Origin of the sequence: Streptomyces sp. NPDC000404 (assembly GCF_040300365.1) — a bacterium.
Classification (GTDB): Bacteria; Actinomycetota; Actinomycetes; order Streptomycetales; family Streptomycetaceae; genus Streptomyces; species Streptomyces ramulosus.
In genome coordinates, this window is the sequence record NZ_JBEPDN010000016.1 from 138,982 (window position 1) to 152,260 (window position 13,279).

Here is a 13,279-nt window from a genome sequence, read left to right on the forward strand (position 1 = left end):
TACGGCCCACCCGTGCTCGTACGGCCCACCCGTAGAGGAGCCGCGGGTCGGTCAGACCCGGGGGAAGCGGGCCTGGAGGGCCCAGATGGCGGGGTTGTCGGCGAGGCCGTCGTGCATGTCGCCGAGGTCGGCGATCAGGTCGTGCAGGAAGTCGCGGGCCTCGCGGCGCAGGGCGCCGTGGTTGAGGACGAGCGGCGGTTCGTCCGCCGCCATCCAGTCGGCGGTGACCTCCACCCAGCCGAAGCGCCGCTCGAAGAGCATCCGGTCGGCGGACTCCGTGAAGTCCAGCTCGGCGTGGACCGGCCGGGCCGACCTGTTGCCCCGCGGGTCGGAGTCCAGCTGCTCGACGATGTCGCACAGCGCCCAAGCGAAGTCGAGCACCGGCACCCAGCCCCACGCCGTGGACACCTCACGGTCCTCCCGGGTGTCGGCGAGATAGACGTCACCGCAGAAGAGGTCGTGCCGCAGGGTGTGGACATCCGCCGTCCGGTAGTCCGTCTGAGGCGGATCCGGGAAGCGGCGGGAGAGCGAGTAGCCGAGGTCGATCACATCGCCGATGGTGTCATGGCCGGACGGGAGCCGACGGCGGGGAGGGACGTCGACGGGAAGGACGCGGCAGGGACGGGGCCGGCGCGCGCGACCTGCCGAGGGAAGCCGTCGTCCGCGCGGCCACGCCCGGAAGCGCGCCGGACGACGAGGCGGCACCGGCACCGCCCGACGCGGACGATCGCCCCTCGCGGGCGCACAGCCGCGCAGGCTGCGGAAAGAAGGGAAAGCGGGCCCCTATACGGTCGGCGGTGAGCCCTCGCCCGTGCCGCTCCGGACCATCCGGACGTTGGGCAGGCGGCCACGCCAGAGCTGGTGTTCGCCGGTGGGGGCGAAGCCGTGGCGGCGGTAGAAGCGGATGGCGCCTTCGTTGGTGGACGTCACCCAGAGGCGCATCGGGGCGTCACCGGCCCAGGCGAGGAAAGCGGCCATCAAACGGCTGCCGATCCCCAGGCCCTGCGCCCGCCGCAGCACATACATCGGCCCGAGCGTGACGCTTCCCGATGGCGGGCCGGTCGGGGCGCTTCCCGAGGATGTGCCGGTCGGGACGCTCGCCGACGACCTGCCCGTCGGAACGTTCGCCGACGACGTGCCGGTCGCTGGTGCCTTCGTTGCCGTGTCGGGGGCGGTGTCCTCGCGCAGGCCGCACAGGACGGCGGTCAAGGCGCCGTCAGCGGCGCGCGCGGTGTGGCAGAAGGCGGTGTGCGGGCGGTGTGACGCCTTGTCGAGGAAGGCGCGCCACCCGGCGGCCCCGTCCTCCGTCAGCAGGTCGCCGCGCTGCTCCCGGACCCACCGCTCGTCGATGCCGGGGGCCGCGCCCGGATAGGTCTCCAGCCAGGCCGCGAACTGCATCCGGGCGAGCGCCGCGGCGTCCTCGGGGCGGCCCGGGCCGAGGGAGTGAACGGACGCCCGGCGCACGGCGGTCGGGCCCGCGGCGGTCGGGCCCGCGGCAGATGGGCCCGCGGGATCCGGCCGCGCCGGAGTCCGGCGCGGCGGCAGGCCGGTGCCGTGTGGGCCCGGCCCGCCGTCGTCCGGCATGTCAGACGTTGACGCCGAAGTCCTGGGCGATGCCCGCCAGGCCCGAGGCGTAGCCCTGGCCCACGGCGCGGAACTTCCAGTCGGCGCCGTTGCGGTACAGCTCGCCGAAGACCATGGCGGTCTCGGTGGCGGCGTCCTCGCTCAGGTCGTAGCGGGCGACCTCGGCGCCGCCTGCCTGGTTGACGATGCGGATGTAGGCGTTGCGCACCTGGCCGAAGTTCTGGCTGCGGCTCTCGGCGTCGTAGATCGAGACCGGGAAGACGATCTTGTCGATGTCGGCGGGCAGCGCGGCGAGGTTGACGTTGATGGCCTCGTCGTCGCCCTCGCCCTGGCCGGTGGTGTTGTCACCGGTGTGGACGATGGACTGGTCCGGCGTCGCCTTGTTGTTGAAGAAGACGAAGTGGGAGTCGGAGTAGACCTTGCCGCTCGGGTTGACCGCGATGGCGCTGGCGTCGAGGTCGAAGTCGGTGCCGGTGGTGGTGCGGACGTCCCAGCCGAGGCCGACCGTGACGGCGGTGAGACCGGGTGCCTCCTTGGTGAGCGAGACGTTGCCGCCCTTGGACAGGCTTACAGCCATGGGATGTCCCTTTCCCTCGTGAATGCATGGGCTCCGTACTGCGCACGAAGCTACCGTTTCCTCACTCAACGCGAGCAAGGGGCCGCGAGGTTCCAGCTCCCTTTACTTTCTTTGCGGTCGGTTTTCGCCGGGACGGCGCACCCGGGGCGGCCGGGGGGTGCGTGCGGCTCCCGGGCGCGTCGCCCGGGAGGGTGCGCTGCGGCCCGTGGCGAAATGCGGGTGACCGGCGACGCGGAACGCGGGACCATGGGGGCATGTCCGGGCCCCATGTCATCCGCGGTGCGGTCGTTCTTCCCGAGGCCGAACTCGTCTGGCGTTTCTCGCGGTCCTCGGGTCCGGGCGGCCAGCACGTCAACACCAGCGACAGCCAGGTCGAGCTGCGCTTCGACCTCGGCCGCACGCAGGCGCTGCCCGAGGTGTGGAAGGAGCGCGCCCTGGAGCGGCTGGCCCACCGGCTGACCGATGGCGTGCTGTCCGTGCGCGCCTCCGACCACCGCTCCCAGTGGCGCAACCGCGAGACCGCCGCCGTACGCCTCGCCTCGCTGCTCGCCGAGGCGACCGCGCCGCCGCCCAAGCAGCGGCGGAAGGCGCGCGTCCCCCGTGGCGTCAACGAACGGCGGCTGCGGGAGAAGAAGCAGCGCGGCGACGTCAAGAAGGGGCGTTCCGGGCGCGGCTGGGACTGACGGCCCGGTGCCGCCCGCCGCCGTCCGGGTCGCCCGCCGCCGTCCGGGCCGGCCGGCGGCTCAGCCCAGGTGCCGGTACTTCCCGCGGAAGTACGTCAGCGGGCCGTCGTCCTCGGTGGGGGTGACGGCGGTCAGGACGCGGCCGATGACGAGGGTGTGGTCGCCCGCCACGACGCGCTGCTCGGTGCGGCACTCCAGGTTCGCGAGTGCGCCGCCGATGAGCGGTGCACCGGTCGCTTCGCCGGTTGTGTGCGGGATGTCCGCGAAGAGCAGTTGATCGCTGATGCGGCCCTTCATCGCGAACCGTCCCGCAATGTGGCGCTGACCCTCCGACAGCACCGAAACGGCCCAGAGCGGCTGTTGCGCCAGCAGGTCGTCCATCCGGGAGTCGTTGCGAACGCTCACCATCACCAGCGGCGGATCCAGGGACACCGAGACGAACGCGGTGGCGGTCATGCCGACGGGCTCGCCGTGCGCGCCGCTGTCGGGATCGTGCGCGGTGATGAGCACCACGCCGGCGGCGAGGCGGGACAGGGCGGCGCGGAACTCGTCGTGGCTCACCCCACCAGAATGCGGGACCGAGGCGCCCTCCGGCGCGGATGCGAGGCTGACGGTGGCGGCGGGATCGGTGGGGGCGGGGAGGCCGGCAGCTGCGGCGGTGGGGCTTTTCGTGAACACGCCATGAACGCTAACTCCGGGTGCCGCGGTCGCGCATCGGGCCCCGGGACCACCCGCGCCCTAGGTCCGGCGGCGGAGGCGGCCCGTTCGACGGGCTTCGCGGAATTTGCGTTCAGAAAGCCCGGAAGAGGCGATTCCCCGTTTCCCTCGGCGGACCTCAACTACACGTCACGGCTTGTGACTTGAGTCACAGCGCACGGTAATTGTTGACCCTGTGTACCGAGTGAGCAGCTCACTGTGATTCAGTGGCCGTGGAAACGGACGACAAAGAAGTGTGGAGTTGCTGTCGAGGTCTCAGGGAGAGCGAGCGATGGAGGCCGAGTCGGAGCCGTACGTCCGCCTGGCGACCTTGCGGCAGCTGCACAAGGTGGTCGCCGAGCTGAATACCGCTCGTAGCCTGGCGGACACCTTGCAGACCGTCGCGGACGGGGTGACCAGCGGGCTCGGGTTCGAGCTGGCGGCGGTCAATCTCGTACGGCCGGACGGTGATCTCGTGGTGGCCGCGGTCGCCGGGAGCGCGGGCGCCGAGGCGCTGATGGCCGGGCGGGTCGGCTCGCGCGACTCCTGGGAGCGGCGGCTGTCCATGGGGGAGCGCTGGGGCACGCTGTGCTTCGTGCCGTACACCGAGGGCTGGGTGCTGGACGACGACGACGTCCCCCAGTGGCACACCGCCGGGCCCGACCCCGGCTTCAACGGCGACTGGCACCCCAGGGACCGCCTCTTCGCCCCCATGCACACCTCGCCCGACGGCAGCGGCGAGCTGCTCGGCGTGATCTCCGTGGACCGGCCCCGCAACGGCCGCCGCCCGGGCGCCTGGAGCCGTGAGGCGCTCCAGATGTACGCGTTCCAGTCCGCCATAGCGATCAGCAATTCCCGGCTGCGGGCCAACATGCAGCGGGCGCTGGTCCGGCTGGAGCGCGAGCAGCAGGCGCTGCGCGCCAGCGAGGAGTCCTTCCGGCAGGCCTTCGAGTACGCGCCGAGCGGGATGGCCGTCGCCGAGATGGGCGGTGACCAGCACGGACGGCTGCTGCGCACCAACGACGCGCTGTGCCGGCTGCTTGGCCGCCCGGCGTCCGCGATGCGCCGCTACTCCTTCTCCGACCTCGTCCACCCCGAGGACATCGGCACCCTGCTGCGCACCTCCGCCGAGGGCGGCCGCGCCGAGCTGCGGCTGGCCCGGCGGGACGGCACGTACATCTGGGTCTCGCTGCGCAACTCCGTCGTCGCCGACACCGCCGACGGGCCGCGGTTCCTGCTCACCCACGTCGAGGACATCGAGGAGCGCAAGCGGCACGAGCTGCAGCTCGCCCACCGCGCCAGCCACGACGCGCTGACCGGCCTGCCCAACAGCGCCGAGCTGCGCGCCCGCCTCTCCGCCCGGCTGTGCGGGCGGGCGCCGGGCGACGCCGCCGACGCGTACGCGGTCTCCGCCGCCGTCTTCGCCGGTGCCGGTGATCCGGCCGCGTATCCGGCGGAGGGCGCGGAGCCGTACGAGGGGCTGGCGGGCATGGAGCGCAGCGTCGGCGGGGCGCTGCCGTACGACCACCACGTGCACACCGTCGCGCCCTCGGACGGCCCGGCGGACGACGGCTCCAAGGGGCTCGCGGTGCTCTTCTGCGACCTCGACGGCTTCAAATCGATCAACGACCGGTTCGGGCACCACACCGGCGACGCGGTGCTCATCGAGGTCGCCAGACGGCTGACCAGCGGCGTCAGGGACGGCGACACGGTGGCCCGGCTCGGCGGTGACGAATTCGTGGTCCTCGCCGACGGTCTGGGCACCGCCGACGCCCAGGACCTCGCGGTACGGCTACGGAACGCGATCATCCCGCCGATCCGGGTGGACGGCCGCGCGGTCCGGGTCGGCGCCAGCTTCGGCATCAGCTGGGCCGGGTGCGGGATGACCGCCGAAGAGGTGCTGCAATCCGCCGACCAGCGGATGTACGTCGAGAAGCGGTCCCGGGCCAAGGCGAACCGCCGGGCCGGGTGACCGCCGGGCGCCCCCGGGGCCGCGGGCGGCGGGCCCCGGGCGGGCGTACCCGCCGTTCACCGATCCGTAGCGATCTTGTGCCCTGAACGGGCCCGGCGTGCGGTGGGGCGAACGGGGTAGGCTGCGCCGAGGCGCGGCGCCGCCGGGGGCTCAAAGTGCAGATGCGCGCGGGGGACCGCGCGGGCATCCGGACGCGATACAGATCGCTGGGGAGTGACACGCAATGACGGCCGGCAACACGGGCTCGGACACGCCGGGTAACGACGACCCGTTCGGGTACCTCTACCGCTCGGAAGGCGGCGAGGAGGGCGCGGGCGGCGACGGCGCGACCCGTCAGCAGGGCGTGCCACGGACCTCCTACAACCAGGTCCGCGCGGTCGGCGAGCGGCAGTACGGCGGCGCGTCCCAGCAGTCCGGTTACGGTCGGCAAAGCGCCTCCTACGCGGCGCCGGAGACGCTGCCCGGCGGTGAGCGGGCCCGTACGCCGCAGGCCGGGCCGCCCGCGCCCCCGCAGCGCAACCACAAGGGCCTGCTGATCGGCGCGGTCGCCGTGGTGGGCGTGGTGTGCATAGCGATCGGCGTCGCGATGCTCAACAACTCCGACAAGGAGACCACCGACCAGGCGCAGCCGAGCGAGACGGTCAGCACGTCGCAGGAGCCGGCGCACAAGCCCGCCGAGAAGCCCAGCAAGGCGCCGCTGCCCAAGGACGACGCGGGCAGCCTGAAGCTCGGTGGCGGTGCCACCACCTCCAAGGACATCCCCGGGGCGCGCTCGGCCGGCGGCGTCTACGTGGCCGGGATGAACAACCCCGGCGCGTCGGCGACGTGGACGCTGAACGTCGAGGAGGAGGGCGCGTACAAGATGTGGGTCGGCTACGGCATTCCCGGTCAGGACGAGAACCTCACGCTGACGGTCAACGGCAAGCGGGACGAGCGGCCGCTCAACATGAAGAACTTCGCGGGCTCCGAGGAAGGCAACTGGGAGAAGGGCTGGCAGAGGACCTGGCAGCGGGTGCCGCTCAACAAGGGCACCAACACCGTCATGCTCTCCTGCGAGGACGGCAACAAGTGCGACGTCAACATCGACCAGCTCTGGCTGGAGAAGAAGATCGCCTGACCGGCGCGCTTTCCCGGGTCCGGGCCGGTCAGCGGCCGGGCGCCGGCCCGGGCAGTTCCGTCACCGCCACCTTTGGCAGCAGCTCCGCGTAGGTCGCCGCGTCGAACTCGCCGGCGGCCGCGGCCCGTACCGTCGCCGCGGAGAGCGCGACCGCGCGGGCGAGCCGTTCGGGCCATGACAAGCCTTCGACGAGGCCGGAGAGCAGGCCCGCCACCGCGGAGTCACCGGCGCCCGTCGGGTTCCCGGCGATCCGGCGCGGCGGGGCGGCCTGCCAGGCGCCGTCGGCGGTGACGGCGAGCATGCCGTCCGGGCCCAGCGACGCGACGACGGAGTGGGCGCCGCGGCGGCGCGCCTCGCGGGCGGCGCGCTGCGGTTCGGTGGTGCCGGTGAGCGCGGCGAGTTCGTCGGCGTTGGGCTTGGCGAGGTCGGGGCGGGCGGCGAGCCCGCGGCGGAGCGGTTCGCCGCTGGTGTCCAGCACCACCGGCACCCCGGCGCTGCGCGCGGCGCGGGTCAGGCGGGCGTAGACGTCGACCGGGACGCCCGGCGGCAGGCTGCCGCAGAGCGCCACCGCCCGCGCGTCGGCCAGCAGCTCCCGGTAGGTGCCGAGGAAGGTGTGCCACTCGGCGGGGGAGACGACCGGGCCCGGTTCGTTGAGCTGGGTGGTGTCGCCGGTCGCGGCGTCGACGACGGCGACGGTGCGGCGGGTGGCGCCGCCGACCGGCACCAGCGCGTCGGTGACCTCGCTCTCCTGGGTCAGCAGGGCGCGCAGCGCGTCCCCGGTGCCGCCCCCGGCGAACCCGGTGGCGACGGTGCGGTGGCCGAGCGCGGCCAGCACCCGCGAGACGTTCAGCCCTTTGCCGCCCGGGCGTTCGGCCACGTCGGTGACGCGGTGGGTGGCGTGCGGGGTCAGGCGCGGCACCCGGTAGGTCAGGTCGAGGGCGGCGTTGAGCGTGACCGTGAGGATCATGTTTCCCTCCCGCGCCGGGCCCGGTCGGCCGGTGGCCGGGCGGTGGTGGGCCGGGCGGCCACCGCGGCGGCCACCGGACCGGCAACCGCCCCCGGGCGGCCGCGTACGGACAAGTGCGCGAGCGATCATGCCATCGTCGGCGGTGGTTGGCCCAGACCCGGGGCCGTCGCCCGCTCGTCGCCGAGCCGTCGCCGGGCCGCCGCCCGGATGTCGGATCGCGGTGGCGGCCCGGCCCCGCGGCGGGTCAGACGCCGGCCGGGCGGACCACCCACGCACCGTGCCGCATCACGCCGACGACCTGGTACGCGGCGTCCAGGACGACCAGATCGGCGTCCTTGCCGGCGGTCAGCGAACCGGTCCGGTCGTCGATGCCCAGCAGACGCGCCGGATTGGCCGAAAGCGCCTGTACAGCTTGGCCGATCGTCAGGCCGTCGACGGTCAAGGCGCGGCGGAACGCCCGGTCCAGAGTGAGGGTGGAGCCGGCGATGGAGCCCGCGGTGGGGCCGTCGGCGATCCGGGCGACGCCGTCGGTGACGCTCACGCCCATCGGGCCGAGGTGGTACATCCCGTCGGACATGCCCGCCGCGCCCATCGCGTCGGTGATGAACGCGACCCGTCCGGCGCCCGCGTCGCGGAAGGCCATCTGGAGGACGGCCGGGTGCAGATGGGTGCCGTCGTTGATCATCTCGACGGTGACCCGCTCGTCCTCCAGCAGCGCGAGGACCGGCCCCGGCGCGCGGTGGGCCAGCGCGGGCATCGCGTTGAAGAGGTGGGTGGCGACCCGGGCGCCCGCGTCGATGGCGTCGCGGGTGGCGTCGTACGTCGAGTCGGTGTGGCCGACGGCGGCGAGCACGCCGGAGTCGGCGAGCAGCCGTACGGAGTCCAGGCCGCCGGGGAGTTCGGGGGCGATCGTCATCATCTTCGTGCGGCCGCGGCCGGCGGCGACGAGCGTGCGGACGTCCGCCGGATCCGGGTCGCGCAGCAGCTCGGGCTGGTGGGCGCCGCAGCGGTGCGGCGAGATGAACGGGCCCTCGAAGTGGATGCCGACCAGGTCGCCCTGCTCGGTCAGCTCGGCCAGGACCGCCGCCTGCCGGGCGAGGTCGTCGAGGTCGCCGGTGACGGTGGAGCCGATCATCGAGGTGGTGCCGTGGCGGCGGTGCGCCTCGACGACCCGCAGGCACTCCTCGGGGTCCGCGGACGAGAAGGAGCCGCCGCCCCCGCCGTGCAGATGCATGTCGATGAAGCCGGGCACGACGAGATGGCCCGTCAGATCGGCGTGCTCCGCCCCGGCGTCACCGGGGCCGTCCGGGGCGGGGCCGCCGGACACCTCGGCGATACGGCCGTCCGCGACCGTGATCCGGCCGTCCTCGACGACGCCGGACGGGGTCGCGACACGGGCCCCGGCGAGGACGGTGCGCCGGTCACCGGTACGGCCCGCGGATCGTTGCTGTGCCATCAGGCGGATACCTCCGTGGAGAGTAGATCCCAGGCGAGGAGACCCGCGCCCAGGCAGCCGGCGGCGTCCCCCAGAGCCGCCGGGACGATCGAGGGCAGGCGCTGGAACGTCACCCGTGCGGCGACCGCCTCGCGCAGCGGCACGAAGAGCGTGTCGCCCGCCTCCGCGAGCCCGCCGCCGATGATCAGCGTCTGCGGATCGAGCAGGGTGAGGCCGGTGACCAGGCCGTCGGCGAGGCCGTCCACCGCGTCCTGCCACACCGCGGCGGCGCGCGGATCGCCGGACGCCACGGCCTTCGCCGCGTCCGCCGCGCCCGCCGACGGATCGCCGCACGCCTCGGCCCAGGCGCGGCCGACCGCGGCGGCGGACGCCACCGTCTCCAGACAGCCGTGCTGCCCGCAGCCGCAGCGCCGCCCGCCGGGCCGGACGACGATGTGGCCGATCTCGCCGGCGCTGCCGTGCGCGCCGGTCTCGATGCGGCCCTCGATGCCGATGGCACCCGCGATGCCGGTGCCCAGGGGGACGAAGAGGAAGCGTCCGGCGTCGCGCCCGGCGCCGATGCGGCCCTCGGCGAGCCCGCCGGTGCGGACGTCGTGGCCGAGCGCGACGGGGACGCCGCCCAGCCGCCGCGAGAGCAGATCGCGCAGCGGCAGGTCGCGCCAGCCGAGGTTGGCGGAGTAGGCGGCGATGCCGGCCCGTTCGTCGACGATGCCGGGGACCGCGACGCCGGCGGCGGCCGCGGGGGTGCCGAAGCGGGCCAGGCCGATGTCGCGCAGCTCCGCGGCGAAGCCGAGGACGGCCTCGATCACGGCGTCGGTGCCGCGCTCGCGGCCGGTCGGGCGGCGCGCCTCGTAGAGCAGGGTGCCGTCCGCCCCCGCGAGGGCGGCCTTCATTCCGGTGCCGCCCACATCAAGGGCGATGACGTGTCTCACGGAGAACAGTTTCGCGCGAGCCGTACCTAAAGGTCTAGTCCACTCGCGGTGTGGCCTGCTCGTTCCCGCGCCTTATCCTTGGTGCCACCCCATGGTTCATGCGCCGTCTGTCCATGGTGACCTGCGGATTCCTGTGGTCACCGCGCAGCGGCGGGGACTGTGGTCCAGACCTCATACGGTGCGCGCTTCGGCGCGTGTCGCCGTGGCGGCACAGGGCGATCCCCGGTGCCGCGTGCGGACCCGGTAACACCATCTATCCGGACAAGGGCGGTAACAGCAGTGCAGCGGCGGTACACGAGCCTGGCGGCGGCGGGAATCGCCACCGTCCTGACCCTCACCCTGAGCGGCTGCGGCGTGGGCCAGGGCGACCGCGTCACCCTCAAGCTCGTCGCCGCGGACTACGGCGACGGCACGGGTCCCGGCTCCCGGCAGTACTGGGACCAGCTGACCCGCGCCTTCGAGAAGAAGAACCCCGGCATCAAGGTCGACGTCGACGTCTACAGCTGGAAGGACGTCGACAAGAAGGTCGCCGATCTGGTCCGCAAGGACCAGGCGCCCGACCTCGCGCAGATCGGCGCGTACGTCGACTACGCCGCCGACGGCCAGCTCTACAGCGCCGACGAACTGCTCTCCATCCCCGTCCAGGCCGACCTCCAGCCCGCGCTCGCCGAGCCGGGCGAGGTGGACCGGGTGCAGTACGGCATCCCCTTCGCCGCCAGTACCCGCCGCCTCTTCTACAACAAGAAGCTCTTCGCCGAGGCGGGCATCACCGACGCCCCGAAGACCTGGGACGACATCGCCGAGGACGCGGAACTGCTGAAGAAGCACGGCGTGAAGACGCCGTACGCGCTGCCGCTCGGCCCGGAGGAGACCCAGGCCGAAACGCTGAACTGGCTGCTCAGCGGGGGCGGCGGCTACACCGACGAGATCGGCAAGTACGCGATCGACTCGCCCGCCAACGTCAAGACGTTCACCTGGCTGCGCGACGAACTCGTCGGCAAGGGGCTGACCGGCGGCGACCCGGCCGGCCTCAACCGCGCGGAGGCGTTCGCCGGGTTCGCCGACGGCGACGTCGGCATGCTCAACGGCCACCCGGCGCTGATCAAGCAGGCCGAGGCGAAGGGCATCGACTACGGCACCGCCGATCTGCCCGGTGTGCACGGCCCGGCCGCGTCGACGCTGGGCGTGTCCGACTGGATGATGGCGTTCAAGCGCAACGGCCACCGCGCCCAGGCGGGGAAGTTCCTCGACTTCGTCTACAACGACAGCAACGTGCTGACCTTCTCCCGCGACTTCGGCCTGCTGCCGGTCACCTCGACGGCCGCCCAGAAGATGGCCGGCGACCACCGCTTCGGCCATCTCCAGGACTTCGTCGGCCCGCTGCGCGACGCGCACTTCTACCCCGCGAACAAGACGTCCTGGCCGGACGTCGCCAGGTCCGTCAAGTCGCAGATGGGCGAGGCGGTCGGCCCCAAGGGCGACCCGTCGAGCATCCTGGCCGACCTCCAGAACACCGCGGACGCGGCGGACACGGCCGGCAGCTGACCCCCTGAACAGGGCCCGGGCCGGTACCGGTTTCCCGGCCCGGGCCCGGCTCCGCAGCCCGGGCCGGACCCGCCCGATCGTCCTACCAGGGGCTTATCGTGGGAAGCGTGATGACGCACGGTGAGGACGGCACGGGCCGGGAGGCGGACGGCGGTACGGGGGCGGGCGTCCCGGCCGAGGTCCCGGCCGAGGGAGGCGCGGCTCCCCGGGGCGGCCCGGCGTCTGCCCCCGAAGGCGGCCCGGCGCCCGCGCCGGGCGGTGGCGCGGCTTCCGTTCCCGAACGCGGCGCGGAGGCTGCCGCCCCGGACAGCCGTGCCGAGGCTGCCACCCCCGAAGGCGCGCACGCCGCCCCGGCGGCTCCCGCCCCCGGTGAACTCTCAGCCCTGGACAAGGCGGTGCTCGCCGTGGAGCGCCGGTCCTGGCCCTCGTCCGGGCCCAAGGAGCGCTACATCCGCGAGCGCCTCCACCTCTCCCCGACGCGCTACTACCAACTCCTCAACGCCCTGCTCGACGACGCGCGCGCGCTGCGCCACGACCCGGGCACCGTCCACCGCCTCCGGCTGCGCCGGGAGGCCCGCCGGGGCCGGCGGTGAGGAGCGCCGCGGGCGTGGCCGGGCGCCGCTGAGGTCACCCGAGGTCAATGGCCCCGGGCGCCGCCGAGGTCGACGAACCCGGGCGCCGGCGTCCTCGCCGTACGCCGGGTCCGCCCGCCTCCGCCCCGGTACGCTCGCCCCATGGGCAGTTCCCCGGACGCCGCATCCCCGCCGGGCCCGGAATCGGGCGCCGGCCCCTCATCCACTACGGGCCGCACCCCCGGCACCGGCCCGCCACCGCGCCCCGGCCTCCCCGTCCCGCGTACCGAAGCGGGCCGTGCCGCGCTGGCCGCGCTGCTGGCCGCGCCGGGGGACGCCGCGCTCGCGGTCGACTTCGACGGGACGCTCGCGGAGATCGTCGACGACCCGGAGGCGGCGCGGGCGCACCCCGGGGCCGCGCGGGCACTGGGGCGGCTGGTGCCCCGGTTGCGCGCCGCCGCCGTGATCACCGGCAGGCCCGCCGCCGTCGCCGTCCGGCTGGCCGGCATCGACGGCGCCCCGGGCCTGGACCGCCTCACCGTCCTCGGCCACTACGGCGCCGAGCGCTGGGAGGCGGCGACGGGAGCCCTGCACGCCGACGGGCCGCCGCCCGAGGTCGCCGCCGCCGAGGCCGAACTCCCGGACGCCCTCGCCGCATCCGGCGTCTGGCACGGCCCCTGGACCGCCGTTGCCGTCGAGCGCAAGGGCGGCCGCGCCCTCGCCGTCCACACCCGGCGCGCCCCCGACCCGCAGGGCGCACTCGACGCCCTGCGCGCCCCCCTGACCGCCCTCGCCACCCGCCACGGTCTCCTCGTCGAACCGGGCCGCTACGTCCTGGAGCTGCGCCCGCCCGGCGTCGACAAGGGCGTCGCCCTGGCCGCCTGGCTCCGCGAGACCGGCGCCCGTACCGTCCTCTACGCCGGCGACGACCTCGGGGACCTCGCCGCCTTCGACACCGTCGACCGCCTCCGCACCGACCCCGCCGCCCCCCACCGCACCGGCCTGCTGGTGTGCAGCGGCAGCACCGAGGTCCCCGACCTCGCCGCCCGCGCCGACCTGGTGGTCGACGGCCCCACCGGAGTCGTCGCTCTTCTCGACGCCCTTGCGGACCGGTTGGCGAAATGACCGGTCGGCGGAACGACAGCCGGCGAGATGACCGGCTGCTGACGGGGTGACGG

13 protein-coding genes are annotated in these 13,279 nt (G+C 74.2%); 6 read left to right on the forward strand and 7 right to left on the reverse strand.

Going from position 1 to position 13,279, the window contains the following annotated elements:
* Window positions 1-51: 51 nt before the first annotated feature.
* From ABT345_RS28330 to ABT345_RS28340, 3 genes are all read right to left on the reverse strand, one after another.
* Entirely contained in the window at window positions 52-549 is a 498-nt protein-coding gene (locus ABT345_RS28330; RefSeq protein WP_345079226.1) for a hypothetical protein, read from the reverse strand.
* A gap of 234 nt (window positions 550-783) precedes the next feature.
* On the reverse strand, window positions 784-1,464 hold the full coding sequence (locus tag ABT345_RS28335; RefSeq protein WP_345079229.1) for a GNAT family N-acetyltransferase: 681 nt from the start codon (window positions 1,462-1,464) through the stop codon (window positions 784-786).
* A gap of 121 nt (window positions 1,465-1,585) precedes the next feature.
* Window positions 1,586-2,161 (reverse strand): TerD family protein, encoded by a 576-nt coding sequence (locus ABT345_RS28340; protein ID WP_345079232.1) that lies wholly within the window; start codon window positions 2,159-2,161, stop codon window positions 1,586-1,588.
* Window positions 2,162-2,415: 254 nt separating this feature from the next.
* Between ABT345_RS28340 and arfB the strand changes: the two genes are divergently transcribed.
* On the forward strand, window positions 2,416-2,844 hold the full coding sequence (gene arfB / locus ABT345_RS28345; protein ID WP_030285880.1) for an alternative ribosome rescue aminoacyl-tRNA hydrolase ArfB: 429 nt from the start codon (window positions 2,416-2,418) through the stop codon (window positions 2,842-2,844).
* Window positions 2,845-2,904: 60 nt separating this feature from the next.
* Here arfB and ABT345_RS28350 read toward each other — a convergent pair whose 3' ends face one another.
* The gene (locus tag ABT345_RS28350; protein WP_345079237.1) at window positions 2,905-3,522 is read right to left on the reverse strand and encodes a flavin reductase family protein; all 618 of its coding nucleotides are present in this window, start codon (window positions 3,520-3,522) and stop codon (window positions 2,905-2,907) included.
* Window positions 3,523-3,832: 310 nt separating this feature from the next.
* On the opposite strand from ABT345_RS28350, the gene cdgB reads away from it, so the two are divergent.
* Complete coding sequence (gene cdgB / locus ABT345_RS28355; RefSeq protein WP_345079240.1) at window positions 3,833-5,512, forward strand: diguanylate cyclase CdgB; 1,680 nt, start codon at window positions 3,833-3,835, stop codon at window positions 5,510-5,512.
* A 223-nt stretch (window positions 5,513-5,735) separates the two neighbouring features.
* Window positions 5,736-6,629 carry a carbohydrate-binding protein gene (locus ABT345_RS28360; protein WP_345079243.1) on the forward strand — a complete coding sequence of 298 codons (894 nt, stop codon included), beginning with the start codon at window positions 5,736-5,738 and terminating at the stop codon, window positions 6,627-6,629.
* A 28-nt stretch (window positions 6,630-6,657) separates the two neighbouring features.
* Here the strand turns inward: ABT345_RS28360 and pfkB are convergent, their stop codons facing one another.
* The 3 genes from pfkB to ABT345_RS28375 form a co-directional block, all read right to left on the reverse strand.
* Entirely contained in the window at window positions 6,658-7,596 is a 939-nt protein-coding gene (pfkB, locus tag ABT345_RS28365; protein ID WP_345079246.1) for a 1-phosphofructokinase, read from the reverse strand.
* A 244-nt stretch (window positions 7,597-7,840) separates the two neighbouring features.
* Complete coding sequence (gene nagA / locus ABT345_RS28370; RefSeq protein WP_345079249.1) at window positions 7,841-9,052, reverse strand: N-acetylglucosamine-6-phosphate deacetylase; 1,212 nt, start codon at window positions 9,050-9,052, stop codon at window positions 7,841-7,843.
* Window positions 9,052-9,984, reverse strand: a complete 933-nt coding sequence (locus ABT345_RS28375) for an ROK family protein (RefSeq protein WP_345079252.1) — start codon at window positions 9,982-9,984, stop codon at window positions 9,052-9,054. Before ABT345_RS28375 ends, nagA begins: the two co-directional genes overlap by 1 nt.
* A gap of 279 nt (window positions 9,985-10,263) precedes the next feature.
* Between ABT345_RS28375 and ABT345_RS28380 the strand changes: the two genes are divergently transcribed.
* From ABT345_RS28380 to otsB, 3 genes are all read left to right on the forward strand, one after another.
* Window positions 10,264-11,529, forward strand: a complete 1,266-nt coding sequence (locus tag ABT345_RS28380; RefSeq protein WP_345079255.1) for an extracellular solute-binding protein — start codon at window positions 10,264-10,266, stop codon at window positions 11,527-11,529.
* A 110-nt stretch (window positions 11,530-11,639) separates the two neighbouring features.
* On the forward strand, window positions 11,640-12,122 hold the full coding sequence (locus ABT345_RS28385; protein WP_345079878.1) for a DUF3263 domain-containing protein: 483 nt from the start codon (window positions 11,640-11,642) through the stop codon (window positions 12,120-12,122).
* 141 nt (window positions 12,123-12,263) lie between these two features.
* A complete protein-coding gene (gene otsB, locus ABT345_RS28390) occupies window positions 12,264-13,226 on the forward strand; it encodes a trehalose-phosphatase (RefSeq protein ID WP_345079258.1) in 963 nt (320 codons plus the stop codon).
* The last annotated feature ends 53 nt before the right edge of the window (window positions 13,227-13,279 follow it).

What these genes read in the sequence shown, in the direction of transcription:
- pfkB (WP_345079246.1), bottom strand. Translation starts at nt 7,596, where the DNA reads ATGATCCTCACGGTCACGCTCAACGCCGCCCTCGACCTGACCTACCGG.
- otsB (WP_345079258.1), top strand. Translation starts at nt 12,264, where the DNA reads ATGGGCAGTTCCCCGGACGCCGCATCCCCGCCGGGCCCGGAATCGGGC.
- arfB (WP_030285880.1), top strand. Translation starts at nt 2,416, where the DNA reads ATGTCCGGGCCCCATGTCATCCGCGGTGCGGTCGTTCTTCCCGAGGCC.
- ABT345_RS28360 (WP_345079243.1), top strand. Translation starts at nt 5,736, where the DNA reads ATGACGGCCGGCAACACGGGCTCGGACACGCCGGGTAACGACGACCCG.
- ABT345_RS28385 (WP_345079878.1), top strand. Translation starts at nt 11,640, where the DNA reads ATGACGCACGGTGAGGACGGCACGGGCCGGGAGGCGGACGGCGGTACG.
- nagA (WP_345079249.1), bottom strand. Translation starts at nt 9,052, where the DNA reads ATGGCACAGCAACGATCCGCGGGCCGTACCGGTGACCGGCGCACCGTC.
- cdgB (WP_345079240.1), top strand. Translation starts at nt 3,833, where the DNA reads ATGGAGGCCGAGTCGGAGCCGTACGTCCGCCTGGCGACCTTGCGGCAG.
- ABT345_RS28340 (WP_345079232.1), bottom strand. Translation starts at nt 2,161, where the DNA reads ATGGCTGTAAGCCTGTCCAAGGGCGGCAACGTCTCGCTCACCAAGGAG.